The organism is Pseudomonas pichavaramensis, assembly GCF_050473265.1.
GTDB lineage: Bacteria > Pseudomonadota > Gammaproteobacteria > Pseudomonadales > Pseudomonadaceae > Aquipseudomonas.
The window spans coordinates 1-25,956 of record NZ_JBJKFJ010000002.1; the positions used below are offsets into that span (position 1 = coordinate 1).

General features: G+C 62.2%; 23 protein-coding genes and 1 tRNA gene. 11 read left to right on the plus strand and 13 right to left on the minus strand.

Features of this window, described 5'->3' with window-relative positions:
* Positions 1-178 precede the first annotated feature (178 nt).
* Genes recD through recC form a run of 3 tightly spaced genes read right to left on the minus strand, consistent with a single transcriptional unit; the run spans position 179 to position 9,245 of the window.
* Positions 179-2,209 carry an exodeoxyribonuclease V subunit alpha gene (recD, locus tag ACJRW5_RS03480; protein WP_484569149.1) on the minus strand — a complete coding sequence of 677 codons (2,031 nt, stop codon included), beginning with the start codon at positions 2,207-2,209 and terminating at the stop codon, positions 179-181.
* A complete protein-coding gene (recB, locus tag ACJRW5_RS03485; RefSeq protein ID WP_484569150.1) occupies positions 2,206-5,835 on the minus strand; it encodes an exodeoxyribonuclease V subunit beta in 3,630 nt (1,209 codons plus the stop codon). The genes recD and recB overlap by 4 nt, the downstream gene beginning before the upstream one ends.
* Positions 5,832-9,245, minus strand: a complete 3,414-nt coding sequence (gene recC / locus ACJRW5_RS03490; RefSeq protein WP_484569151.1) for an exodeoxyribonuclease V subunit gamma — start codon at positions 9,243-9,245, stop codon at positions 5,832-5,834. The genes recB and recC overlap by 4 nt, the downstream gene beginning before the upstream one ends.
* Before the next feature lie 299 nt (positions 9,246-9,544).
* Here recC and ACJRW5_RS03495 point away from each other — a divergent pair, with 299 nt between their 5' ends.
* The 9 genes from ACJRW5_RS03495 to ACJRW5_RS03535 all read left to right on the plus strand — a co-directional run bounded on the left by ACJRW5_RS03495 (position 9,545) and on the right by ACJRW5_RS03535 (position 17,613).
* On the plus strand, positions 9,545-11,341 hold the full coding sequence (locus ACJRW5_RS03495) for a thiamine pyrophosphate-requiring protein (RefSeq protein WP_484569152.1): 1,797 nt from the start codon (positions 9,545-9,547) through the stop codon (positions 11,339-11,341).
* A gap of 206 nt (positions 11,342-11,547) precedes the next feature.
* The gene (coxB, locus tag ACJRW5_RS03500; protein WP_484569153.1) at positions 11,548-12,525 is read left to right on the plus strand and encodes a cytochrome c oxidase subunit II; all 978 of its coding nucleotides are present in this window, start codon (positions 11,548-11,550) and stop codon (positions 12,523-12,525) included.
* Positions 12,526-12,537: 12 nt separating this feature from the next.
* A complete protein-coding gene (gene ctaD / locus ACJRW5_RS03505) occupies positions 12,538-14,439 on the plus strand; it encodes a cytochrome c oxidase subunit I (protein ID WP_484569154.1) in 1,902 nt (633 codons plus the stop codon).
* Between the two features lie 3 nt (positions 14,440-14,442).
* Positions 14,443-15,042, plus strand: a complete 600-nt coding sequence (locus ACJRW5_RS03510) for a cytochrome c oxidase subunit 3 (RefSeq protein WP_484569155.1) — start codon at positions 14,443-14,445, stop codon at positions 15,040-15,042.
* Positions 15,043-15,054: 12 nt separating this feature from the next.
* Positions 15,055-15,393: a hypothetical protein gene (locus ACJRW5_RS03515; RefSeq protein ID WP_484569156.1), complete on the plus strand. Its 339-nt coding sequence runs from the start codon at positions 15,055-15,057 to the stop codon at positions 15,391-15,393.
* The gene (locus ACJRW5_RS03520; protein WP_484569157.1) at positions 15,390-16,250 is read left to right on the plus strand and encodes a cytochrome c oxidase assembly protein; all 861 of its coding nucleotides are present in this window, start codon (positions 15,390-15,392) and stop codon (positions 16,248-16,250) included. The genes ACJRW5_RS03515 and ACJRW5_RS03520 overlap by 4 nt, the downstream gene beginning before the upstream one ends.
* Positions 16,247-16,612: a c-type cytochrome gene (locus ACJRW5_RS03525; protein WP_484569158.1), complete on the plus strand. Its 366-nt coding sequence runs from the start codon at positions 16,247-16,249 to the stop codon at positions 16,610-16,612. The genes ACJRW5_RS03520 and ACJRW5_RS03525 overlap by 4 nt, the downstream gene beginning before the upstream one ends.
* Positions 16,613-16,618: 6 nt before the next feature.
* Positions 16,619-17,182, plus strand: coding sequence for a c-type cytochrome (locus ACJRW5_RS03530; RefSeq protein WP_484569159.1), 564 nt, complete (start codon positions 16,619-16,621; stop codon positions 17,180-17,182).
* Positions 17,179-17,613, plus strand: coding sequence for a c-type cytochrome (locus tag ACJRW5_RS03535; RefSeq protein ID WP_484569160.1), 435 nt, complete (start codon positions 17,179-17,181; stop codon positions 17,611-17,613). The genes ACJRW5_RS03530 and ACJRW5_RS03535 overlap by 4 nt, the downstream gene beginning before the upstream one ends.
* On the opposite strand, the gene ACJRW5_RS03540 is transcribed toward ACJRW5_RS03535, so the two are convergent.
* The 8 genes from ACJRW5_RS03540 to ACJRW5_RS03575 all read right to left on the minus strand — a co-directional run bounded on the left by ACJRW5_RS03540 (position 17,539) and on the right by ACJRW5_RS03575 (position 23,136).
* Positions 17,539-18,768 carry a cation:proton antiporter domain-containing protein gene (locus tag ACJRW5_RS03540; protein WP_484569161.1) on the minus strand — a complete coding sequence of 410 codons (1,230 nt, stop codon included), beginning with the start codon at positions 18,766-18,768 and terminating at the stop codon, positions 17,539-17,541. The genes ACJRW5_RS03535 and ACJRW5_RS03540 overlap by 75 nt on opposite strands.
* Positions 18,769-19,151: 383 nt before the next feature.
* Positions 19,152-19,481: a four-helix bundle copper-binding protein gene (locus tag ACJRW5_RS03545; protein WP_484569568.1), complete on the minus strand. Its 330-nt coding sequence runs from the start codon at positions 19,479-19,481 to the stop codon at positions 19,152-19,154.
* Positions 19,482-19,518: 37 nt separating this feature from the next.
* On the minus strand, positions 19,519-19,821 hold the full coding sequence (locus tag ACJRW5_RS03550) for a hypothetical protein (RefSeq protein WP_484569162.1): 303 nt from the start codon (positions 19,819-19,821) through the stop codon (positions 19,519-19,521).
* A 62-nt stretch (positions 19,822-19,883) separates the two neighbouring features.
* On the minus strand, positions 19,884-20,198 hold the full coding sequence (locus ACJRW5_RS03555) for a hypothetical protein (RefSeq protein ID WP_484569163.1): 315 nt from the start codon (positions 20,196-20,198) through the stop codon (positions 19,884-19,886).
* A 187-nt stretch (positions 20,199-20,385) separates the two neighbouring features.
* Complete coding sequence (locus tag ACJRW5_RS03560) at positions 20,386-21,510, minus strand: alkene reductase (protein ID WP_484569164.1); 1,125 nt, start codon at positions 21,508-21,510, stop codon at positions 20,386-20,388.
* 138 nt (positions 21,511-21,648) lie between these two features.
* Positions 21,649-21,777: an aldehyde dehydrogenase family protein gene (locus ACJRW5_RS03565; RefSeq protein ID WP_484569165.1), complete on the minus strand. Its 129-nt coding sequence runs from the start codon at positions 21,775-21,777 to the stop codon at positions 21,649-21,651.
* A gap of 28 nt (positions 21,778-21,805) precedes the next feature.
* Positions 21,806-22,483 carry a type 1 glutamine amidotransferase domain-containing protein gene (locus ACJRW5_RS03570; RefSeq protein ID WP_484569166.1) on the minus strand — a complete coding sequence of 226 codons (678 nt, stop codon included), beginning with the start codon at positions 22,481-22,483 and terminating at the stop codon, positions 21,806-21,808.
* Between the two features lie 59 nt (positions 22,484-22,542).
* Positions 22,543-23,136 (minus strand): TetR/AcrR family transcriptional regulator, encoded by a 594-nt coding sequence (locus tag ACJRW5_RS03575; RefSeq protein WP_484569167.1) that lies wholly within the window; start codon positions 23,134-23,136, stop codon positions 22,543-22,545.
* A 171-nt stretch (positions 23,137-23,307) separates the two neighbouring features.
* On the opposite strand from ACJRW5_RS03575, the gene ACJRW5_RS03580 reads away from it, so the two are divergent.
* Positions 23,308-24,258, plus strand: coding sequence for a GlxA family transcriptional regulator (locus tag ACJRW5_RS03580; protein WP_484569168.1), 951 nt, complete (start codon positions 23,308-23,310; stop codon positions 24,256-24,258).
* Positions 24,259-24,328: 70 nt separating this feature from the next.
* On the opposite strand, the gene ACJRW5_RS03585 is transcribed toward ACJRW5_RS03580, so the two are convergent.
* Complete coding sequence (locus ACJRW5_RS03585; RefSeq protein ID WP_484569169.1) at positions 24,329-24,901, minus strand: TetR/AcrR family transcriptional regulator; 573 nt, start codon at positions 24,899-24,901, stop codon at positions 24,329-24,331.
* A 134-nt stretch (positions 24,902-25,035) separates the two neighbouring features.
* Here ACJRW5_RS03585 and ACJRW5_RS03590 point away from each other — a divergent pair, with 134 nt between their 5' ends.
* Positions 25,036-25,737, plus strand: a complete 702-nt coding sequence (locus ACJRW5_RS03590) for a glutathione S-transferase (protein ID WP_484569170.1) — start codon at positions 25,036-25,038, stop codon at positions 25,735-25,737.
* 101 nt (positions 25,738-25,838) lie between these two features.
* Here ACJRW5_RS03590 and ACJRW5_RS03595 read toward each other — a convergent pair.
* A tRNA-Pro gene (locus ACJRW5_RS03595) sits at positions 25,839-25,915 on the minus strand.
* Positions 25,916-25,956: the final 41 nt, after the last annotated feature.

The window sequence follows — 25,956 nt, forward strand, 5'->3', positions numbered from 1 at the left end:
ACTCAACCACCGCCCTGCCGACCGGCGCGAATTCTACACGCCAGATCCAGCTTTGCAACCCCTCTTTTAAACTTAACTCATTGATTAACAAGAAGTTTTTGAAGAGCTTCATCGCTGAAGTGGCGCGCATTCTACATCCAGCAGAATGCGCGTCAAGCTTTAATTGCAGTTTTATTACCTACAGCCCTTCGAGCGCCTCGCGCAGTCCGCTGCGCCGCTCCACACGTCGCTGCACCGCCTGTTCGAAGATGCCAGCACGACTCTCGACAAGGCTGAACCAATGACGCGCCCGGGTGATGCCTGTGTAGACCAGCTCCTTGGTCAGCACTGGATTGAGGTTATCAGGCAGGATTAGCGCGCAATGGGCGAATTCGGAGCCCTGGGATTTATGCACGGTCATGGCGAACACTGTCTCCACAGCACTCAGACGACTCGGCAGGATGTGACGCAAGGCGCCGCTGCCATCATTACGCGGAAATACCACCCGCAGTACTTGGTGTATGGGCGCACCAGGAACCTCTGGCAGCTCGGGCAAGCGCAACGCTATGCCGATATCGCCATTCATCAATCCCAGGCTGTAGTCGTTACGCGTGACCAGCACTGGCCGGCCCTCATACCAGCCATGAGCCTGTTCAAGCAGCCCCCGCCGCTCCAGCGCCTGGGTAATGCGCTCATTGAGCGCTTCCACACCCCATGGGCCCTTGCGAACGGCGCAGAGCAACTGGAACTGGTCGAATGCCGCGAGAACCCTACCAGCCCACTCATCCCAAACTGGTTCTCCCGCATCAGCCGCCGGACGCTGCTCGCGCATCAATTGCAGGTAGCGAGCATAGCCCTGCGGGCTAGATTCACTGCTACCCAGCCCATCTATCAGCAGGCACTCCAATGTACGATCCTGCTCACTCGAAAGGCGCAGCACGTGCAGGTCATCCGCACCTGCCGCCAAGGTTGCACGGGCAGCCTGCGCATCGCCCTGATTAACAGCCCGCGCCAGACGGCCGATACCCGAGCCACTGCCGAAGCGGCGCGAATGACGCAGCATGACGATATGCTGTGCCAGCGCCTTGTCACCGGAGACCAGGGCGGGATCGTCCATCAACTCTCCTGTCTGGCTTTCCAGCCTGGCCCGCGTCGCCTCGCTGTAACCACCGCATTCTGCCTCTCGACAGAGATCACCCAGCACCGCACCGGCCTCCACCGAAGCGAGCTGATCCTTGTCGCCCAGCAAAATCAAACGCGCATGTACCGGCAGTGCATCCAGCAAGCTGGCCATCATTTCCAGGTCGATCATCGACGCCTCGTCGACTACCAGCACGTCCAGAGGCAGAGGATTGGCGGCATCGTGACGGAAATGACGGCTGCCTGGGCGACTCCCCAACAAGCGATGCAGCGTCGTTACCAGCGTCGGAATCTGCTGGCGCACTCGCTCGTCCAGCGCCAGGGACTGCACCTGTGCACCAATGGATTCAGTCAGGCGCGCTGCAGCCTTGCCTGTGGGTGCTGCCAGACTCAGGCGCAGCGGCTCTCCAGAGGCCATGGCGGCTTCCTGCAACAATGCCAGCAAGCGCACCACTGTGGTCGTCTTGCCGGTTCCCGGCCCTCCGGTGATCAGCGTGAAGCGCCCTTGAGCAGCCATTGCACACGCCAGCTTTTGCCAGTCGGTCTGGCGCTTGCCGTCCACCATCAGCGCATTGGGAAAGAGTGAGGCCAGTCGCGTGGCCAGATCGGCCGGTGCCTCAGCGCTCGCCTGCAGACGCCGGGCAATGTTGCCGGCCACCTGACGCTCATAGCTCCAGTAACGCTTCATATATAAGCAGGCGCCACTCAGTACCAGCGGCGCACCTTCGGATTCCAGCAGCGAGCTGCCGACACAGGCTGCCAGCCAAGATTCCAGACTGAGCCCGGCTAGCACCTGCGACGGCAGGATCAGCGCTTCTTGCGCATCCTCGCCTTCCGGCGGCAACGACAACGTGAAGTCCGGGTTCGCCAGAGTGGCTGCCAGATCCAGGCAGACATGGCCCTGACCCAGCTGGTGACTGGCCAGCGCAGCGCCAAGCAACAACAAGGGCGAAGCGTCCGGGTCCAGCTCGGCGAACAGCTGCGCCAACGCCCGGTCCAGCTCACGCAGCCAGCCACGCTCGCTCCATGTAGAAAGCAGGGTAAAGAGCTCCGCGCGATCACGCAGCGCCGGCGCCAGCGTCGCACTCATGCTGCGCCCTCCTCGGCTCCGCCCATGAACAGCGCATCCAGACGCTCGATCAACTCGCGTGGCGGCCGTGCCAGGTAGGCGCCCTGCTGCGGCGCGCGCAAGAACAGATAGAGCGCGCCACCGACATGTTGGTCGTAGTCGTAATCCGGCAGGCGCAGACGTAGTTGCCGGTGCAGCGCCAGCACGTAGAGCACGTATTGCAGGTCATAACGATGGCTGGCGATAGCCACTTCCATCGTCTCCCGGGTATAGGCACTGTCGTCGCTGCCGAGCCAGTTGGACTTGTAATCCGCCACGTAGTAACGCCCCTGATGTTCGAATACCAGATCGATGAAGCCCTTGAACATGCCGTTGAGGGTGTCGGCACGTAGCGGCTGCCTGGCGACACCTGGCAACTCGTACTGCTGCACCCACTGATCCAACAACCTGACGTCCACCCCACGGGCTTCGAACCAGAACTCCAGCTCCGCCTGATACTGCGTCAGCTCCGCCAGCACCACAGTATCCGCACCCTTCAGCGGCAGCGCTTGGCTCAGCAGTGTCCGCAGCCAGTGCAGCAGCGGGTCGATCCAGCTTTCCAGGCCGCGACGCTGGCAGCGCCTGGCCAGCGCCTCACGCAACCTCGGCGGGTCCTGCATCAGCGTGGCGAAGCCTTCCTGCGCCGCCATTTCCAGCAGACCATGCAGGAAAGTGCCGGGGCTGGGCCCGCGAGGGAAACGATGCAGCCCCTGAGCGGATGCCGGCAGCGGCGCCAGGGCCAGCACTGGGTCCTCATCGTCGATGGCGTTCTGCATCGCCGGGCTGTCGGGCGCGGCGTCTTCGTGGCGGCTGACCTGGCTGGGCGCGTCCTCGTCCAGGCGCAGCGCACTGTAGGAGGCGATCCACCAATGTTCGGCGGCGCGTCGTACTGGTGTACGCCAGTGCGGCTCGAACTGACTATCTTCGATCATGCGATAACGCTGCTCGCTGGCGGCCGGTACTGGCGCCACGGTACTTTCCAGCTCGGCGGCAAAGGGCTCGAGCCAGTTGGCGAGCTCATGACTGGTTGCCAGCGATACACCGCCACCGAGCAGATAACCCAGCGCCGACTCGTGCAGACGCGACTTCTTACCGTTACCGATCTTCAAGTCCGCCACACCCAGCCAGCAGGCATGACGGGCACGGGTCAAGGCCACATAAAGCAGGCGCAGGTCTTCACCCAGGCGCTCACGTTCGGCGCGCGCCACGCTGTCCGCATCAGCCTTGAGCACCAAGCGGCGGCGTTCGCCGTCATGGATCTGCAGCGGCTTCTTGTCATCCACCGGACGGAACGCGCAGATGAATGGCAGGAACACCAGCGGATATTCCAGGCCCTTGGATTTATGGATGGTCACCACGCGCACCAGCGCCTCATCGCTCTCCAGACGCAACACCTGCTCGTCTGCTGTCTGTCCCTCACCGCTCAGCAACTCACCCAGGTAGCGAATCAGCGCCAGTTCGCCGTCGAGCTCGGCGGCGGCCTGCTGCAGCAACTCGGCCAGGTGCAGCAGGTTGGTCAATACCCGCTCACCATCGTCACGCCCCATCAGTCGTTGCGGCAGTTCGAAGTCCTGCAACAACTGACGCAGCATTGGCAGCACGCCCTGACGCTGCCAGCGCTGACGATAGTCGCGAAATTGCATCACCCGGCGCTCCCAGGTGCGCTCGTCGAGATTGAGCTGTTCCAGATCGGTCAGCGCCAGCCCCAGCGTCGCGCTGGCCAGCGCTGCACGCAGCGGCCGATCCTGATCCGGCTCGGCACAGGCGCGCAGCCACAGCAGCAGATCGCGCGCTTCCTGGGCGGCGAACACCGAATCCTTGTCGGAGAGGTAGACGCTGCGCACGCCGCGAGCGGCCAATTCGCCGCGAATGGCCTGCGCCTCGTTGAAGTCACGCACCAGCACCGCGATGTCGCTCGGTCGCAGGGCGCTGAATGCGTCTGCTTTGCTAAAACCGGCCTGCCCGCGCTGGCCCAGATCCAGCAGACGCACGATCTCGCTGGCTGCTCCGGCCGCCATGGCAGCCAGATAGGCACCCTTGGCGACCGACTCGTCGCTCGCCAGCTGCCACACCGTCAGGGCTGGCTGTGCCTGGCCGGCGACACTCCAGACTTCGCGTCGACCTTGCGCACCCACCTCGATGAAAGGCAGATCATCGCGTAGCAGGAACGCTCCCTCACCGTCCTCGCGCTGTTCGGCCCGCAGAAAAACACCGTTGACGGCATCGACCATGGCCTGACTGGAGCGGAAATTTTTCTCCAGGTTGTAGTGCCGACCAGACGTTGCCCGACGCGCACGCAGGTAGGTGTAGATATCGGCACCGCGGAAGGAATAGATGGCCTGCTTGGGATCGCCGATCATGAACAGGCCGCAGTCGTCGCGATTGGCCTCTACCTCGTAGAGCGTATCGAAGATGCGGTACTGCAGCGGGTCGGTATCCTGGAATTCGTCGATCATCGCCACCGGGAACTGACGACGAATCACCTCGGCCAAACGCGGGCCGTTGCTGCCCTGCAGGGCAGCATCCAGACGCACGAGCATATCGTCGAAGCCCATCTCCGCACGCTGGCGTTTCTCCCAATCGAAGCGCTGACGAACCCAGGCCGCCGCATGCCGTAAAGCCGCATCGGCAGGGTCAGGCAGCGCATCGAGCTGCGCCTTGAGCAACGCCATCGCGTCCAACGCTGGATGATCCGGGGCGTCACCCTTCCAGGCTTCGGCCAGGCCATCAGGGGTCAGGCGAGTGAAGCCCGTACCCAGATCGAGACGCGACTCCTCCCCGCCCGCCCACTCGCGCAACTTGGCCAGCCAGGGGTTATAGAAGCGCGCCTGGATTTTCTTGCCATCTACCTGCTTGGCCGCCACAGCCGCATCCAGCAACAGCTGCAGCTCGTCGGCCCAGACCAACCAGGGCGACTTGAGTTCGGCAAGCGCTTGCTCGCGCTGCAACAGTGCATTGTCGAGCAACTCGCCCAGCGACTGCGTCGGCTCTTTACCCTCCTCGCTCAGCAGAGGTCGTAACCTGGCACCAAGACCGGCTGGCGTGCCCCAGACGCTTGCCCCCCATTGCAGCGCGGCGCCCTGCAGCGGATAGCAGTGCTGTCGCCAATAGTCGCGCACCACTTCGGCCAGCAGCTCGCTGTGGTCGGTCTCCAGGGTCTGGCTGAACAGGCTGCCACTGTCGAAGGCATGTTCACGCAGCATGCGCTGGCACCAGCCGTGAATAGTGGACACAGCCGCCTCGTCCATCCACTGTGCTGCCAGCTCCAGGCGGCGGGCGCACTCGTCCCATTGCGTCTGGGCGAAATCGCCGCGTAGCTCACACAACAGATCATCGCCCTGTGCATCGCCCCTGAATACGCTCGCCGCCTCGACCAGGCGTGCGCGAATCCGGTCGCGCAGCTCACGCGTCGCTGCATCGGTGAAGGTCACCACCAGAATCTGTGGCGGTAGCAGCGCTTCGCGGAACGCGGCCTCGTCACCATGGCCGAGGATCAACCGCAGGTAGAGCGCGGAAATGGTGAAAGTCTTGCCCGTACCGGCGCTGGCCTCGATCAGGCGGCTGCCATGCAGGGGAAAGCTCAGAGCCAGGGGGCGCTGCTGGCTCATGCTGCGTCCTCCTCGAGCGTCTGGGGATGGCTATCGAGCAACGACTGATAAAGCCGCTCGCTCCATTCTGAAAACTGGCCATCGGCGGTGAGCGCAGCATAGTCCGGGAACTGTCGAGCTAGGCTGGCGCTAGCCTGGACTTCACCACTGAGGTTGTAGCCGCCCTCGTAGACACTACGAGCCTTGTCCTCGTTATTGTCCTGCAACCAGGCCAACGAGGTTTTCAGGGCGACCGGCAGAGGCGCCTGCATACCCGAGCTCCAGGCCTCCAGCCAGGCGGTCAGTACGCGGGCAGCGTGCTCCACGGGTAAAGGCTCGAACGCCAGGCTGCGGTCCTCGCCGACCAGTAAGGTGGTCAACGGCACGCCGCAAGCCGCCGCGATCACATGCAGCCCGTAGGGACGCAGCAGGCGATGCCACTTCCAACTCTTGTCCTTGTACAGCGCGCCTGGCAGCAGCTCCAGGCGTGCCACGCTGCCATCGGCCTTCTGCCGTAGCCCTGCCAGCCAGCCGTCGAGTTCAACACCCATTGCGCTGAAAAACAGGCGCTGCGGCGACTCCAGCAGGGTCGGCCAGCACAGGCAGAGCCCCTGGTAGCGGCGCAACTGGGCCGGCAAGGGCTCCAGCAAGGCGTTGCGATACTGCTCGCCGAAACCTGCCAGCGGCAGGATACCGCTGCGCTGCAGGCGATCGGCTGCTGCTCGTAGCGCATCGTCGCTGTCGCCCTCGCCTGCAACCGCCGCCTTGAGCAGGCTTTCCTGCAACTGGTAACGCTGCAGGCCGTCGAGGGCGAATGGCTCGCTGTCTAATTGCGCCTGCTCCTCTTCATCGAGAAACACCTTCAGCCGGCGGGTGAAGAAACACTTCACCGGATCCCGCAGGAACGACTGCAACAGTTCGGGCGTGAGCTGCTGCCCCTCTTCCCAGGCCGCCAGGGAAGCAGCGGTATTGCCCGCGGGGGCCTGACCATGCAATGCGGCCCACTCGTGGGCGTAACTGAACAACTGCGCCTCGCCATCGAAGTAGCGACGACTGAAAGGTTGCAAGGGATGCTCGGTGGTCAGGCCATGCAGAACGTCGCCGCCACCGGCCAGCGTCCAGGCGCTGGTAAGATGGTCGCGCAACTGGCCGACCAGCACCGACGGCGGGCGCTCGCTGTTATCGCGAATGCTGCGTCCCACCCAGCTGATATAGAGGCGATCACGCGCGGCCAACAACGCTTCCAGCAGCAGATAGCGGTCATCCTCGCGGCGCGAACGGTCACCGGGTCGGTAATCACCCGCCATCAGGTCGAAATCCAACGGCGCCTGGCTGCGCGGGTAGTCGCCATCATTCATGCCGAGCAGGCAGACCTGGCGAAACGGGATCGCGCGCATCGGCATCAGAGTGCAGAAATTCACCGCGCCAGCGAGAAAACGCTGACTCAAGCGCCCCTGATCGAGCCCTCCTAGCCAGGCCTCACGCACCACAGGTAAAGGCAGCGCCTCTTCCAGCGTCGCAGACTCGCACAGCTCCAGCCAGGCATCCAGCGCATCGAGCAGCTGAGTCGTCAGGACTTCTTCGCGGTCGTTCTGCGCCTGGAAGAAGTCGTCGAGCAGGCTGCGCAAGCGATCCCCCCACTGCGCAGGCACGGCAGGCTCACGCAGCTGCTGCAGATGCCGGTCGAGGGTTTCCAGCAGCCGCGTCACCGGGCCAATCAGGGCAGCATCAAGCCCGCCGATTTCATCGTAGGGTTCGATACCGGCAAAGGCATCGGCCGTGCCCACCGCGTAGCCCAGCAGCATGCGCCGCAGGCCAAAACGCCAGGTGTTCTGCTCCAGGTCCTCACCCAGACCAAGCGACTGGCGCTGGGTTGCATCCAGCCCCCAACGTACACCGGCCCCTTCCAGCCAGCGGCGCAACGTGGGCAACTGATCCTCGGCGATGGCGAAGCGCTGACGCAGCGCGGCGACATCCAACAAATCGAGGATCTCGCTGACACTGAAGCGGCTGTCCGGCAGACGCAACAAGTGCTCCAGCGCGATGACCATCGGCTCCTTGCCACGCAGCCCCTGGTCAGCCAGGGTAAAGGGGATGAAACGCGGATCATCGCTGGCGAACTGGCCGAACACAGCCTGGATATGCGGCGCGTAGGCGTTGACGTCCGGCACCATGACGATCACATCACGCGGCCTCAGCGTGGCGTCCTCGCTGAAGCAGGCCAGCAGTTGATCGTGCAGCACTTCCACCTCGCGCTGGGCGCTGTGGGCGACATGAAAGCGCAGCGAATGATCGCGTGCCGGGTCGACCGGCGACCAAGTGCTGCGCGTTTCTGCCAGCGGACGCAGGTCGAGGATGTCGTTCTGCAACTGCCCGAGCAGGCAGCTCTCACCGGCTGGACTGAACAGGTCGATGCGCTCGAACTGCTCGCGGTAACGCTGCGGTTCGTCGTACTGATCCAGCAGGTTAATGTAGTCACGCCCCTGCTTGCCCCAGGCGGCCAGCAGCGGCTGCCCATGCTGGTGCACATCGTCCTGTTCAAACAGTCCGATCTGCGCACCTGGCCGGCCCTTGCGCTGCTGGCGACGGTACTCGTGGCGCAGCAGGTCCTTGTCTTCGACGATATCGCCCCAGTGGTGCTGACAGGGGTTGTGCACGTAGAGCATGACCTGGCTGAAACGCGCCATGGCCGCCAGCGCCTCCAACACCTGAGCCGGCAACGAGGAGATACCGAAAACCGTGATACGCCGGGGCAGCCCGGGTGGCGGCGCGTCCAGTTCGCCCATCCGGGCGACAAAGCGCGGATGCACACCGGCACGACTCTCGGCCAGGTGCTGTTCGCCAACATCAGCCAGCAAGGCACGCCACAGCGCAGGTTGCCAGCGGGAATCATCTTCCAGAATCCGTTCACCGCCGCGTGAGGTGCGCAGACGGTCCTGTCCGGCGGCCCAATCCGCCAGCCAGTCAGCGCGATAAACCTGGTATTGGTCAAACAGATCCGCCAGACGCTCGGCCAGTTGATGGCGCTTGCGCAGATCCTGGTCATCAGCGAGAAAACGCTGCAAGGGAGCAAAAGCCTCGTCGACCAGCAGGCCCGGCAACAATCGCATCAAACGCCAGGTCAGCGGCGCCTTGTCCAGCGGCGACTGTTGCGGAATGGCGTCTTTGCCCAACACATTGCGGTACGCCTGCCAGAGAAAACGCGCCGGAAGATCGACATTCAGCGCTGCGGCGATGCCACAGCCGTCGCGCTCGGCCAGCGCCAGCTTGAGCCACTGGGCGATACCGTTGCTCTGCACCAGCAGCACCTCGTTCTCCAGCGGCCGCAACGGATAGCGGCGCATCCACGCCACCGAAAGTGCGCGCAGCTCTTCCAGATGGTTGCCGTGGATAACGATGAGGCCGGGCGACAGTTCCGGGCTGGCGGGCATCGACTCACTCCTGTCGAAAATCGAAGCGCAAGTTTGCCAGCATTTACCGACAAGGTGCGTCGTCAAACATCAAGCCATGGTCGCTCGACGCCAGGTTCTCAAGGCAACATCCGCAAGAAAGAACTGCGTCGCCAGCTACAGCGCCGCCCCAGTCCCCCCACTTAAACAGTCGAAACTTAGTCCCAGACCCCCAGTCCACTCTATCTATACCGGCCAGCACGAACGCCACCGAGCGGTGGTGACCTTGCCTCGGCAGCAACCGCCTGGCCGACACGCCGCATATAAGGGGGAGGACTGCCATGGCCAGTACTGTCGGTGACTTCATCGTCGAGCGTCTCTATCAATGGGGCGTGCGACGCATCTATGGCTATCCCGGCGATGGTATCAACGGTGTGTTCGGCGCACTCAACCGCGCCAACGGCAAGATCAAGTTCATCCAAGCGCGCCACGAGGAAATGGCCGCATTCATGGCCGCCGCGGATGCCAAGTTTTCCGGCCAGCTGGGCGTGTGCATCGCCACCTCCGGGCCAGGTGCAACTCATCTGCTCACCGGGCTTTACGATGCCCGACTGGATCACATGCCGGTGCTCGCCATCGCGGGCCAGCAGGCACGTACCGCGATCGGCGGGCATTATCAGCAGGAAGTGGATCTGCTCAGCGTGTTCAAGGATGTCGCAGGCGCTTTCGTCGAGCAGGCCAGCGCACCTGAGCAGGTCCGCCACCTGGTCGACCGGGCGATCCGTACGGCTCTGGGTGAGCGGCGGGTGACCGCGATCATTCTGCCCAACGACCTGCAGGAGGCCGAATACAGTGAGCCGTCGCGCAAGCACGGCATGCTACACAGCGGCGTCGGCTACACGAGGCCCAAGGTACTGCCCTACGACGAAGATTTGCGGCGTGCCGCCGTGGTACTCAATAGCGGCAAGAAGGTAGCCATGCTGGTCGGCGCCGGTGCGCTGGAGGCTAGCGCGGAGGTTACCCAGGTCGCAGAGAAGCTCGGTGCCGGCGTGGCCAAGGCGCTACTCGGCAAGGGCGTACTGGCAGACGACCTGCCCTGGGTCACCGGCTCCATCGGCCTGCTCGGCACGGTACCAAGCTTCAAACTCATGGAGGAATGCGACACCCTGCTGATGGTCGGCTCCGGTTTTCCCTATGCAGAATTCCTGCCTTGTGAAGGCCAGGCCCGTGGCGTGCAGATCGACCTCAAACCGGACATGCTCAGCCTGCGCTACCCCATGGAGGTCAACCTGACCGGCGACGCCGCCGAGACCCTGCGTGCCCTGCTGCCGCTGCTGGAGCACAAACCTGATCGCAGTTGGCGCGAGCGCATCGAGGGCTGGCGCCAGAACTGGGACCAAACCCTGGAGCAGCGTGCCCTGGCCTCGGCCGAGCCGATCAACCCGCAGCGAGTGGTCTACGAGCTGTCGCCCCGTTTGCCAGATCGCGCCATCGTCACCTGCGATTCAGGCTCCTGCGCCAACTGGTACGCGCGTGATCTGAAGATCCGCAGCGGCATGCTTTGCTCGCAATCCGGCGGCCTGGCGTCCATGGGCGCGGCGGTGCCCTACGCCATCGCCGCCAAGTTCGCCCACCTGGATCGGCCGGTGGTGGGCCTGGTCGGCGATGGCGCGATGCAGATGAACAACATGGCCGAGCTGATCACCGTGGCCAAATACTGGCGCGAGTGGGATGATCCGCGCTGGGTCATGGCGGTGTTCAACAATCAGGACCTGAACCAGGTCACCTGGGAGCAACGCGTCATGCAAGGCGACCCCAAGTTCGAGGCCTCGCAGGACATCCCCGACGTGCCCTACCACGCCTTTGCCGAATCCATCGGGCTGCGCGGCATCCTGGTCGAACGCGAAGAGGACGTTGGTCCGGCCTGGGAACGGGCCCTGGCTGCCGAGCGCCCGGTGCTGCTGGAGTTCCGTACCGATCCCAACGTACCGCCGCTGCCGCCGCACATCAGCCTGGAGCAGGCCAAACAGTTCACCGCCACCCTGCTGCAGGTGGATCCGAACCAGGCTGGCATTCTCGTGCAGACCGCCAAGCAGGTGTTCGGCGCCCTGCTGCCGGGCAAGGACAAGGACAGCTGAAGGCTTGCGCATTGCTGCAGGCCGGCGGCGAAGCGCAGAGCGCCGGCCCGGGTAGAAAAAGGTGAAACGGTCGCGGCGCGGGCCCGGTCACAGCCTAGAAGCCACCAAGAGCTGCCTCGCCGATGCGGGGCCTCTTCTTTTCTACCGAGGGGATGCACTGCAATGCCAGAACGGACCAGCAATCAAGCGCACCGCCGAGGGTCAGGGTGCGCCTGAGCCTCGCGTCAGAGCTGCCGCTGACCAGCGAGGCGCCGCTGCAATCGGTGCTGGCACCACGCAGCGAGGCGGCCGAGCTGATCGCCACCCTCACGTGGTGGATGATCGGCACCTTCACGGTGGTCTTCCTGCTGGTCATGCTGCTGGCCGGCATCGCCCTGTGGCGCGGCATGCATGCCAGAGCCAGCCTGAGTGAACGGGCCAGCCGCAATCTGGTGCTGCTCGGCGGCGTGGTGGTGCCCTCCTTCATCCTCGTGGCGCTGGTGATCGGCAGCATCCTGGTCGGCCAGGCCAGTTCCGGGGCACAAGGCGACGCTGAGCTGACCGCCGAGATCACTGGTAACCGCTGGTGGTGGCGCATCCGCTACTTCGACCGCGAGGGGCGCCTGCTGGCGGAAACCGCTAACGAGCTGCACCTGCCAGCTGCAGAAACGGTGCGCCTGGTACTCGAAGCCAAGGACGTGATCCACAGCTTCTGGGCACCGAATCTGGACGGCAAGACCGACATGATTCCCGGCATCAGCAACGAGCGCTGGCTGCGTATCGACCAGCCCGGCGTGTATCGCGGGCAATGCGCCGAGTTCTGCGGCGACCAGCACACGCTGATGGCAGTGCGCATCGAAGTACAGGCACAACCCGCCTTTCGCCGTTGGTTGGAACATCAGGGCCAGCCGGCCGTGGCGGACGCACAAGATATGGGCGAAGCGCGACGCCTGTTCAGCGAACGCGGTTGCGCCGACTGCCATAGCGTCCGCGGCACCGCTGCGACTGGCCTGCTTGGCCCCGACCTGACGCACCTGGCTTCGCGCCAGACCCTCGCCGCCGCCACACTGCCGAACAATCGTGGTCATCTCGCCGGCTGGATCAACGACCCGCAGAGCAGCAAACCCGGTGCACTGATGCCAGCAACCCGTCTGCAACCCGAGGAGCTGCAGGCGCTGCTCGATTACCTGCAGGCACTGCGATAGGAAGCGCTGACGATGACTGACCTGCTGAACGCACGACAACGGCAACAGCTCGACGACACCTGGCGTTCACCGAAGGGTCTGGTCGGCTGGTTCATGCAGGTCAACCAGCGCAAGATCGGCCTGCGTTTCATCGTCACGGCGTTCGTCTTCTTTCTCCTCGCCGGGGTGCTGGCACTGCTGATGCGCCTGCAGTTGGTGAGCCCGGAAAACGGCCTGCTGGATCCGACGCTGTACAACCAGCTGTTCACCATGCACGGCACCACCATGATGTTCTTCTTCGCCGTACCGGCGATGGAAGGCTTCGGCATCTACCTGGTGCCATTGATGCTGGGCACGCGCGACATGGCCCTTCCGCGCCTGAACGCCTTCGGCTATTACGTCTATCTGATCGCCGGCATCGTCTTCTTCCTTGCCCTGTTCCTGGGCATGGCGCCGGACGACGGCTGGTTCAGCTACGTGCCGCTGGCCGGCAAAACCTATTCACCGGGCCATGGCGCCGATATCTGGACAACGGTAATCACCTTTATCGAGCTGTCCGCGCTGGCGGCTGCGGTGGAGCTGATCGTCACCATCTTCAAGTTGCGCGCACCGGGCATGACCCTCAACCGCATGCCGCTGTTCGTCTGGGCGATTCTGGTGATGTCCTTCATGATCGTTTTCGCCATGCCCTCGGTGATCGTCGGCAGCGTGTTGCTGGCGCTGGACCGCACCTTCGGCACGCTGTTCTTCGTCAGCGAAGGTGGCGGTCAGCCGCTGCTCTGGCAACACCTGTTCTGGTTCTTCGGCCACCCGGAGGTGTATATCATCCTGGTACCTGCACTGGGCATGATCTCGGCGATTCTCACCACCTTCTGCCGACGCCAGGTGTTCGGCTACACGGCAGCGGTACTGTCGCTGGTGGCCATCGGCTTCATCTCCTTCGGTCTGTGGGTGCACCACATGTTCACCACCGGGCTGCCGCAACTGAGCCTGGATTTCTTCACCGCCGCGAGCATGATGATCGCGATTCCCAGTGGCGTGCTGATCTTCTGCTGGATCGCTACCCTGTGGGGCGCGCGCATCCGCCTGGCGACGCCGATGCTGTTCATCCTCGGTTTCTTCTTCACCTTCGTGCTCGGTGGCCTGACCGGGGTGATGGTCGCCTCGGTGCCCTTCGACCGCCAGGTGCACGACAGCTACTTCGTGGTCGCCCACTTCCATTACGTGCTGATCGGTGGCGGCGTATTCCCGCTGTTCGGCGCGCTGTACTACTGGTATCCGAAACTGTTCGGCCGGTTGCTCTCGGAACGTCTGGGGCGCTGGAGCTTCGCCCTCATGTTCCTCGGTTTTCACCTGACCTTCTTCCCCATGCACCAGCTGGGCTTTGAGGGTATGCCGCGGCGGGTCTACACCTACCTCAGCGAAATGGGCTGGGGACCTTTGAACCTGCTGGCCACGGTCGGGGCCTTCGTTTTCGCTGGCGGCGTGCTGCTGACCCTGATCAACACCCTGCGCGCGCGCTTTCATGGCCCCGCCGCCGGCGCCAACCCCTGGGGCGCCGACAGCCTGGAGTGGGCCACCGATTCACCGCCGGCCAACTACAACTTCGCGCGCATTCCGGTGGTCGAAAGCGGCTCGCCGCTGTGGCGCGATGGCGACCCGCAGCGCCTGCAGACCCTCGCCGACCTCGGCCACGTTACCGGCCTGCGCGGCGACCGCCGCGAGGTGGTGGCCAGCAGTGTGGTAGACGCCGAACCGCAAACGGTGGTGGTGCTACCCGCTCCTTCGATCTGGCCGGCGCTGCTGGCGATGGCAGTGGCCACGGGCTTCGTCGGTTTCATGCTATCGCCGTGGTTCTTCGTCTTCGGCTTCTTCTTCAGTTTCTTCATGATCGTCGGCTGGCTCTGGCCTCGGCGACCTTGGCGGGAGGATTGAGGAATGCCCAGAGTGGTGGATGTCAGCTCGTTGTCACGCTTCCAGGCGGGCCCGGAGGCGCCGCTGTGGTGGGGCATTGTCGGTTTGGTGCTGATCGAGGGCACGGTGGTGGCGAGCTTCATCGCCAGCTATTTCTACCTGCGCCTGTACCAGCCGCAGTGGCCGCCTGCCGGCGTGGCGCCGCCGGAGCTGCTGTGGTCGACGCTCAACCTGGTCATGCTGCTGGCCAGTTGCGTCACCATGTGGTGGGCCGGCAACCAGCTCAAACAGGACCGGCGTCGCCGCTTCACCCTGGCCACCGCTATCAGCGTGCTGCTGGCGAGCCTGGTGCTGCTGTCACGCTGGCAGCAGTTCCACGCCCTCGATGTACGCTGGGACAGCAGCCCCTACGGCTCGATCCTCTGGACCATCTCCGGCTTTCACTTCCTCCATGTGGTGTCCGCCGTGATCGGTACCGCCGTGGTGGTGGTGCTCGGCCTACGCGGCTTCTTCACCCGCCAGCGGCAGATCGCCGTCGTGGTCGACACCCTTTACTGGTACTTCGTCGGCCTGGTGTGGATCCCCCTGTACCTGGTTCTGTACTGGGTGCCCCGCTGGCTATGAGGAGGCTCCACCATGTGCGCTGACAGCATCCGCCCCTCCACCCAACGCCTGGCCTTCGGCTGGCTCGCGGCGCCAATGGCCTGGGCACTGCACCTCGGGCTGGTCTACAGCCTGGCAGGCTGGGACTGCCCTCACCCGCTACCACTGGCGCTGTATGCAGCCAGCCTGGGCTGCCTGGGCCTGGCGCTCGGCGGCGTGCGGGTGGCCTGGCGCAACGCCCGCAGGGCGCAAGGACCAGGTTCGGTGCGGCACTTTCTCGGTTCCAGCGGTTACCTGCTGGGGCTCCTGTTCAGTGCTGTAATCGTGGTGCAGAGCTTACCCTTCCTGCTGGTGGAGGGCTGTGGGCGATGAACAAGACGACGGCTCTGCTCGTTCTGCTGCTGATCATGCCAGCTGCCTGGGGGCATGCGCCGGATGTGCGCGTCCCTGGCGAAGTGAAGCTGATGAGCTTCGATCCCTGGTCCTGGCTGTTGCTGATCGGCAGCGCCCTGCTCTATCTGCGCGGCGCCAGGCGGCTGCGCCGCAGTATCGCGCGCGACCAGTGGCTGTTCGCTGGCGGCTGGCTATCTCTGGTGATCGCCCTGGGCCCGCCGCTGGATCCACTCGGTGGCTACCTGTTCTCCGCACACATGCTGCAGCATGAAATCCTCATCCTGATCAGTGCGCCGCTGTTGGTGCTCAGCCGTCCCGGCGGCCTGCTGTTATGGGGCTTGCCGGGATACGGGCGGCAACTGTTCAAGCGCCTGCGCCAGCGGCGATCGCTGCGCAGAATCTGGGACACCCTGAGCTCGGCTCATGGCGCCTGGCTGCTGCATGCCATAGTGCTGTGGGGCTGGCACCTGCCTGCACTGTTCGATGCCAGCGTGCTCAACGACGCAGTGCACGCGGCGCAGCACGGCAGTTTCTTCCTTTCCGCACTGCTGTTCTGGTGGGCACTGCTGCAGCGCCGCCAGGCCGGTGCAGTGCTCTACCTGTTCACCACCGCCGTACACAGCAGCCTGCTCGGCGCCCTGCTGAGTTTCTCGCCGACGGTCTGGTACTCGCCCTACCTGGCTACCACCCAGACCTTCGGCCTCGACCCGGTACAGGATCAACAACTTGGCGGGCTGATCATGTGGATGCCCGCCGGCCTGGTGTTTCTTGCTGCCGGGTTGCTGCTGACCGCCCGCGCGCTGAACGACGCGCCGCACCTGGAGCGACCAGGATGAACCTGCCCCCAGTCTCCCTGTGTCTGGTCCTGCTGCTTAGTGCCTGCGAGCCAATGGCCGAGGACAAACAGCCAACCTACGCCGGCGACCCCGAGCGTGGCCACGAGCTGACCCATCGCTACGGTTGCGGCAGTTGCCACCGCATCCCAGGGGTGCCCGGTGCCAGGGGTAAGGTCGGGCCGAGCCTGGAGAAAATGGCCCGGCGCGGCTATATCGCCGGCCTCTTGCCGAATGACGAGGCACACATGATGCGCTGGTTGCAGTCACCGCAAGCCGTCGATCCACGCAGTGCGATGCCCGATGTCGGCCTCACTGCTGACGAGGCGCGTGACATCGCCGCCTATCTGCATCGACTGGAATGAATGGTCATGAACGAACTTTCCACCTTGCTGCTGCGCCACTGGCTGCTTGCCGGCCTGACTCTGATCATGACCAGCCTGCTCGGCGCCATCGCCTTCATCTACCTGGGGTTTTACAACGTCGCCGCTACAGCCCAGCACACCGCGCCGGTGTACTGGCTGACCAACACCGTGATGCGTCACTCCATTGCACAGCGCGCCGCAGAATTGACTCCGCCTGCACTGGACGACGCGGGGCGCATCGAGCACGGCATGAGGCTCTATGTCCGCCACTGCGAACAATGCCACGGCGGTCCCGGCGTCGCACCACAGCCCTTCGCCCTGGGCCTGACGCCAATACCGGCGAACCTGGTGGAAACCGGCCGTCGCTGGCCGGCCAGCCACATCTTCTGGACGGCCAAATACGGCATAAAGATGACCGGCATGCCGGCCTGGAAATATCGCCTGGACGACGACCAACTCTGGGATCTGGTGGCCTTCATCGAGCACCTGCCGCGCCTGGCGCCGGGCGACTACCGCGAGGGGCGCGATGGCCTGACGCGTAGCCCGGACAGCCCGGAGTCACAACCATGAAGCTGCGCAGCCTGGCGCTGCTCAGCGCGCTGCTGGTCGGAGGCTGCGACAACGCGCCTGAGCTGGTCGTATCCGGCGTTGGTACCGGCCATGCCGCTGCCGGACACCGGGCGTTCCATCAGTTCGGCTGTACCAGCTGCCATGTCATCCCCGGCGTGGTAGGCGCCGACACCCATGTCGGCCCACCCCTGATCGACATCGCCCAACGCAAGTACCTCGCCGGGGTACTGCCAAACACGCCGGCCAATCTGGTGCGCTGGCTGCGCGCCCCACAGGCGATCGCACCCGATTCGGCGATGCCCGACCTGGGCGTCGACCGGCAGAGCGCGCTGGACATGGCCGCTTACCTGTATGGCTCAGTTCCGCCGCCGACGCAGACGGCCATAGAGCCGGGTGAAGGGGGTGGCGGTCAGGCCATGCACCACCACTGAGGCGCAGATCAGTAGGCTGCCGAGTTGCCAGACCAGCGGCTCACCGCTGCGTTCGCTGGCCATCAGCGCGTAGAGCAGCGCAGCCACGCCAATGGGGCCGAACCAACCGGCAAACAGCAGCGCACGCGGCGAGCGCAACGTAGGCAGCATCGGTCTGAGCAACAGCAGGGCTGGCAAACGACGCAGCAGCAGTACCGCAACCACCAGCACGGCCGCAGGCCAACCGAGCGCCCACCAAGCCGACCAGGGCAACATGGTGCCAAGCAACATAAAAATGGGCAGCGTAAAGAACTGATCCATCGTTTCCTGTACCCGCTCCTCCTCGGCCCGCTCCTTGCCGCCAACCAGCTGGTCGAATGCCAGGCCGGCGAGGAAAACTGCGAGAATACCGTCGACCTGCACGAGCTCGGCCACCGAAAGCACCAGAAGAGAAAGTGCCACCGTGTAGCTCATGAACGAAGGCCGCTCGATGGCGCCCTTGGCTTCGGCCAGGCGCAACAGATAGCCGGCCAGCAGACCTAACAGCAGGCCCAGCAGCACGGCGCCAGCGACCTCTTGCAGCAATACCCGGAGCAACCAGTGCTGTCCCGCCTCGGCGGGCGTCAGGCTCAACAGCAACAGTGGCAGCATTACCAAGGGTAAACCCAGGCCATCATTGAGACCCGACTCTGCCGAAATCAGGTGACGCAGTCGCCCCTCCAGATTGCGCTCGGCGATGTCGCCGGTCACCACCGATGTAGCCACGATAGGATCGGTCGGGCAGACCACCGCTCCGATCAATAACGCCAATAACGGCGAGAGGTCGAACAACCCGTAAATCGGCAACGCAGCGAACAGACACATCAGCGGCAAAACCAGGCCAACCAGTACCGCCAAGGAACGCCAGTGCTTCGATACGTAGCCGGCCGGCAGGCGCAGCGCCACGCTCATCAGACCAATTGCCAAACTCAGTTGCGCAGCCTTCTCCAAAAGCGCGTAAGGTTGCCCCCAGCGTTCAGGCTGCAATATGCCCAGTAGCGCCGGGCCAAGCGCGACACCAATCAACAGTGCGAGAAATGGTACTGCCAGGCCATACCGTTTCAGCGGGCGCGAAACCAGGCCTAGGACAATAATCGTGGCCGTTGCAATGGCTATACCCTCATATAACTCCCGCATGAACACCCCGCTCTTTATCCCACTCCAGTCCGTCTATCTGAGCAACTACGAGTTTTCAGTGCGTTTGTTGTAGCGCGGGTGGGCAAGTTCACTATCAAATCATATTCATAGAGCCCACCTGACCGTCACGCCCAGCTACCCAATGAGGGCTGCAAGCTTCTGCAGCCTACCATTGGAGCCAGGAGCCGTTCGCAAACACGTCATTACGCTCACGCCCAAAACACCAATCAGCGCAGTCCGTTAGCGCCCTTACCGAAGTTCTCAGCGCTTTAAAAAAATGCTCCTGAAACACTATTGTTCCAGGAGCACAGCTTACAATTGCCAACAGATGGTCATAAACGAACACTCGCAGTTGCTAGCCGCGGTGCTCGCCCCTATGCGGATCAGCTGGCCATGCGGCTACATTCATCCGCACAGTGCCTGCAGGCTTCAGCACAGTCCTGGCAATGCTTAGCCTCGTGTTTGGCGCACTCATCGCCACATTGCCTGCAGATCTCAGCACAAACCCTACAGATAGTTGCCGCAGAATCACTGCCTACAGCCATCAGCGATGCAGCAAGGCGGCAGATCTCCGAGCATTCGCGATCCAACTTAATGCAATGTGCCATTCGTTGAACCTCTGGCTCACTCAGGCATTGCCCAAAACAACGATCGCAGGCGGTTGCACAGTCAAGACAGGCGCGTATACAGGCTTCGTAATTAATACCAACCATCATCTTTCTCCTAAAAATTGATTTACAGGGCTCTAGCTCAGTCATTTTTAGGGGGGCGATAGGGGCGTGAAATCACGACAGAAAGACTCCAGAAAACAAGCGCATCCATATAAACGACAGCAGTATTGGCCGCATCGATATACCGGGGATAACTATTTACCAAACCACAACACAACGCACGCTCCGCTGATTGCACAAATACGATTGCCCGTGCGTTTTTCTCCTGCAGACTGACAATTCTCCCCACTCCATCGTCGCCAGCTAAGCGGGCGTATTGCGCGCCCGTCACCGCCCCGAGCAGAGCGACCACAAGCATCAAGCAATAACAGAGCGCTTTCATTCGTTGCCTATACCGGGACTGGACACGATGTAGGCAGTTGACCTGGCTGCTCAAGAACGGGTTCAGAGAGTTTTTCGTCCACGATTCGAGGAGAGGACCCCTGACGCAGGAAACACAAAAGATCTCAACAGCAGGAGCACCGCTTCAGTTTTCGCTTGCGATATGGCTGCGAAAAAAGGGGGGGTAACCAGTAGCACCAGTGCACCTACTCCTACCAACAGCCACAAAAGCCAGCACCCCATCAGCAAGGTAGGAATCGCAGTCAGCAGCGAGGCCTGGGTATGCGTCAATCCCAGCTCATTGATTATGGAGGTCAGCAGTGGCCCCATGAAAACGATGCCCGGGCGCAGCTTGAGCGCGACGAGCAGGATACACACGATCACTGCTGAGACTGACGGAGCACGGACGTCGCGCCAGCCAAGGCCAGATACGCCAGACTAGACTTAACATCGCGATTGGTCGGTACGGATTTGACAGACATGACGAAGACTTCCTACGTAGTGAGCAGTTACGCAGGCGTGTCCCCGTCCATTCGCGTTGAGGCCACGCCGCCAGATGTGAACGTCAGCCCGAGTAACTCGGGTAGTCCGTCAGGCCCTTCTCCGCGCCGCCATAGACAGTGGCAGGATCCAGCGGGTTGAGCGGCCAGCCATTGGCGATGCGTGCGGGCAGGTCGGGGTTGGCGATGAAGGGACGACCGAATGCGATGAGGTCGGCCAGCCCCAACTCGATCAGCCGCTCACCACGCTCGGCGGTATAGCGACCGGCGTAGAGAATCTTCCCGCTGAAGCTCGTGCGCACGTCGCGACGGAAGCTCTCAGGCAACTCTGGCGCGTTGTCCCAGTCCGCCTCGGCGATCGATACATAGGCCACGCCTGCGGCCTCCAGTACCTTGATGGCTTCGATATAGGTGGTGTGCGGGTCCTCTTCGACCAAGCCGATGTACACCCGGTCCTGGTCGGTGCCAGTAAACAACGGAGTGAAGCGCACACCCAGACGATCTGCGCCTACGGCAGCGGCCACGGCCTCGACGATCTCGCGCAGAAAGCGCAGACGGTTCTCCAGCGAGCCACCGTATGCATCATCGCGCTGATTGGAATGCGCGGAGATGAACTGGTTGACCAGATATCCGTTGGCTGCGTGAATTTCCACACCATCGAAACCGGCATCGATGGCATTGCGCGCCGCCTGGGCGTACTGCCCGACCAGATCGCGGATTTCAGCCAGCTCCAGTGCGCGGGGAAGCGACGGCTGAACCAGCTCGCCGACACCAGGGCCAGTCTGAATGAATGCCTTGACCTTCTGCGCCTGAATGGCGGATGGCGCAACGGGCGCCTGCCCGTCAGGCTGAAGCGCGTTATGGGAAACGCGACCGACGTGCCAGAGCTGAGCGAATATCACGCCACCCTCGGCATGTACCGCTTCGGTCACCTTGCGCCAGCCATCGATCTGAGCCTGGCTGTAGATACCGGGCGTCCAGGCATAACCCTGGCCACGCGGTTCGATCTGGGTGCCTTCACTGACCATGAAACCGGCACTCGCGCGCTGGCGGTAATACGTAGCCATCAGACCAGTCGCGATATCACCTGGCTGGGCGCTACGCTGGCGAGTCAACGGTGGCAACACGATGCGGTTCTTGAGAGTGATGCGCCCCATGTCGGTGGGGGTAAACAGAGCAGCGTATTTCATGATTCCTATCCTGTCGTTCAGGCGCCAACACCAATTGGCAGGCGCACGGGTACGCATGGACGCAACTGGCGCCCAAGAGCTTGATGATTGAAAGTGCGGCCCCTCTGCTCGAGAGACCGCTGAGGCGTTACTTCTTGATCAACACGGTTTCAGGTTGGTGAACAGCAGGCGACCTTCATGGCCGTGCTCGGTGCCGATGCCCGATTGCTTGTGGCCACCAAAAGGAATGTCGATGCCTTGCGTGTGGATCTCGTTGACCCACACCATCCCCGTCTCCAGGCGATTGCTGCTTGGGTCAAGCCAGCAGTTTGAGCAAGGCGTTGGCTGCGGACTCGGAACTAGCCGGGTTCTGACCAGTGACCAAGCGTCCCTCGACGACAATGAAAGGCTGCCAGTCGCCAGCCTTCTCATAGCGTGCGCCCAGTGCCTGGAACTCGTCCTCGATGAGGAAAGGCACCACGTCGGTCAGCTCTACAGCCGCTTCTTCACTGTTGGTGAAACCCGTCACCCGGCGGCCCTTGACCAGCGGCTCGCCATTCGCAGCCTTGACGTGGCGCAGCACGCCCGGAGCATGGCAGACGAAGCCAATTGGCTTGCCGGCGCGCTCGAAGTTTTCGATCAGAGCGATGGAGATGTCCGACTCCGCCAGATCCCACAGAGGGCCATGACCACCCGGATAGAACACAGTGTCGAAATCCTCAGCCTTCACCTCACTGAGTTTCACCGTGCTGGCCAGGGCCTGCTGCGCGGCCGGATCGGCAGCGAAACGGTGGGTCGCCTCAGTCTGGAAGTCCGGCAGGTCACTCTTGGGATCCAGAGGGGGTTGGCCGCCTGCTGGCGATGCCAACACGATATCGGCGCCGGCGTCCTTGAAGACGTAGTAAGGCGCGGCGAACTCTTCCAGCCAGAAGCCGGTTTTCTTGCCGGTGTTACCCAGCTTGTCATGGGATGTCAGTACCATCAGAACTTTCATGATCATTGCCTCATATTGAGCATTGCATTGGTTTCGACCGACCTATGCCGGCCATGGGTTCACTGGTTATCAAGAAGACTTCGTGTCTGCAGCAGGACCTCTTCGAACGCATGGTGGGTGCGAGTGATCTTGGTCATCACGCTGGCTCCCAACCACATCGCATAGAGCCTCAGTGCCAACTGTGCAGGCGTAGCACCGATCGTTACCGTGCCCTCCTCCAGTCCTCGGCTGATCGCAGTCTCCAGCCGCTCGACGATCTGAGCGGTACCGCGTTGAAGTGCCAATCGCATCGGTTCGGACAGATCGGCGACTTCAGCCCCCAACTTGACGGCCAGGCATTTACTGCACTCGACCTGACTGGTCTGGTTGGAGATCCAAAGCTGCCAATAGCGCATCAACGCATCATGGGCACTGGTTGTCGGATCCTGAAAAATACGATCCATGTCAGTGAAATAGGCCTCGAAGTAGTGCTCCAGCAGCGCAGTGCCGAACGCGTCCTTCGAGGCGAAATAGTGGTAGAAGGACCCCTTCGGCACACCCGCGGCATTCAGCACCTCGTTCAACCCGACAGCAGAGAAACCTTTGCGGGCGATGATCGATTGAGCTGCGTCGAAAATACGCTGCCGGGTCTGGTTGCTTTCAGTGGTTGTCATGGCTGCCTGCCTCAGTAGACCAGTCGTCTAGTTCGTTGGAGCCATGTTAGGAATCGCCACCGACAGCAGCAATGTCATATCCGCAAGGATTTCGGACATGCACGGCAAGCCGATTGCGCAAACTACCTAGCCCTCCGACAATCGGTGAATGCCGCAGAGAAGGAAAAGATCATGCATACCGTAGCGTTGGTGGTTTACCCGCAATTCCAGGGGCTGAGCCTGTCGGTCGGCTCCGTTTTCGAGTGCGCTAACCTCCTGAATGGCGAGCCGGTCTACGGATTCACGCTGGTATCCGAAACAGGTGGCCCCGTGATGTCGTCCCAAGGTTTCTCGGTCAATACCGAAGCTCTCGGCTCGGCTGGATACGACACCATCATCGTCAGTGGCTACCTGGAGTTGGGAGAGCCCAGCCCCGAATTGCTGACCTGCCTATCCAGTGTCAGCTCACAATCGCGGCGTATTGCATCACTGTGTACAGGCGTCTTCGTACTCGCCGAAGCCGGCCTATTGGAGGGCAAACGGGCCACGACTCACTGGTTGCACGTACCCGAGTTCAAGAAGCGTCATCCCACCGTCAGAATCGATGATGATCGATTGTTCGTGGTCGATGGGCAGATCTGGACGGGTGCAGGCATGAGTGCCGGAGTAGACCTTGCGCTGGCAATGATAGAGAACGACCTGGGCCCTGACCTGGCCCGTCGCGTGGCCCGGAAGCTGGTAATCGCCCAACGTCGAGGCGCAGAGCAGTCACAGCTCTCGGCGCTGCTGGAGATCGATCCGAAATCCGACCGTGTGCAACTGGCTATGGCCTACGCGCGCGAGAACCTGCGCAGTGATCTCTCGGTCGAGGCTCTGGCAGATGTCGCGCGACTGAGCCCGCGCCAGTTCAGCCGAGTGTTTCGCGAGGAAACCGGAAAAACTCCGGCGAAAGCAGTCGAAAGACTGCGTGTAGAGGCCGCACGCGTAATGATGGAAACGAGCCGTCACCCAGTGGAAGTGATTGCCCGTGAGACTGGTTTTGGCGATCGGGAACGCATGCGCCAGGCGTTTATACGAGCCTATGGCAAGCCACCGCAATTGATGCGAGATGAGCTGTACAAGACAGCTAACGGGGCTGACTGAACATACCTGCTGGATCGCTGGCCAACAGAACCTGAGCGTCCTCCTGCATCCGCAATTCTCTAAGAAGCGCTTAGTGCTCGCGGGAAATTTGAGTAGGGATGAGACCTGACTGCCGATAAGTGTCGATCAGCTCGTCGAACAGTTTCAGATCGACGCGGGTTCGAGCAATCAGTTGAGCACCGGCAACTGCAGCGTAAATGGCACCCGCGCGGCGCTCGGCATTATCCAGCCCTGCCTCAGCCAATACCTGTGTCAGCCACTGCACATTGATGTCTGCAAACGCCTTGACCTCTCGCTCGACTTCTTCCGGTAGGTCTTCGTATTCCGCAGCCATGAAACTGGCGAGGCAGAGCCTGTTGCCATTTTCCAACGACTTCCGAAAAAGCGAAGGATAAGCACGCAAGCAGTCAAGCGGGTCCGGATTCGACTCGCATATGGAACGCAAGGCTTCGGCGGTGTCTCGCCAATAGCGTTCTGCGACAGCGGCACCAAGGTCGGCCTTGCTCGCGAAGTGGTAGTAAATACTGGCGTTCTTCACGCCTACGGTTTCACCGATGCTGCGGAAATTGATACCGCTGTATCCATGCAACTGCGCTGCCGTTGTCGCAGCAGCCAGGATGGCCTCTCGAGCATTGCCAGTCACGATCAACTCCTCGCACCTTCGATGAACATCGGCAGTTTACTGTCACGCCCCAAACCTGCCAACTGGAAGGCAGGTATTGACAACCCAAAATCTCTCACACACTCTTTGCCTACCAACTGACAGGTAGGTAGACCATGAACACTACATCCAGCAACTCCGACTCATCCGTTCTCCCCACAATGAAAATCTACGACTGGTTCGATGGCCCGTATCCCGCTCGCGTGCGAATTGCGTTGGCGGAAAAAGGACTGCTTGACCACGTCGAGTTCATCTCCATCAACCTGTGGACAGGGGAGCATAAGAAACCAGAGTTCCTCGCGATCAATTACTCAGGAACACTACCGGTACTGGAGCTTGATGACGGCACGCTCATAGCGGAGTGCACAGCGATCACTCAATACCTGGACGCACTCGACGGCCGCCCCACGCTTACCGGCGAGACGGCGAAAGAGAAAGGCCTCATCCACATGATGACAAAACGCGCTGAAATTGAATTTCTCGATGCGGTCAGCGTTTACTTTCATCACGCAACGCCGGGGTTAGGGGCGCACGTGGAGCTGTACCAAAACCCTGAATGGGGAAACCGCATGCGCGATAAAGCCATCAGGGGCATGCACTACTTCAATAGGGTGCTTGAGCAACAGTCGTTCGTTGCCGGTGACATCTTCTCCATGGCAGATATTGCGGTGCTCGGAGGGATGATCTTCGCATCATTGGTCAAGCTTGCCGTGCCCGATGAATGTACAGCTCTACGAGCCTGGCATACCCGCATGCAGGACAGACCAAGCGTCAGGGAGTGGCGAACGATGGTGGCGAGTAACACACCGGAAGTATGAAGGCTAAGGCATCAGTCCTGGTCACCGCCGGGTACTTTTGCGCTGCCCAAAAACAAAAACGGCCAGTGATTGCTCAACTGGCCGTTTTCGTTGGAGTTTTTTGGTCGGGACGGAGTGATTCGAACACTCGACCCCTTGCACCCCATGCAAGTGCGCTACCGGGCTGCGCTACGCCCCGACGGTGCTTACGGATGACCGAAAGCGAGAGGAACTATACAT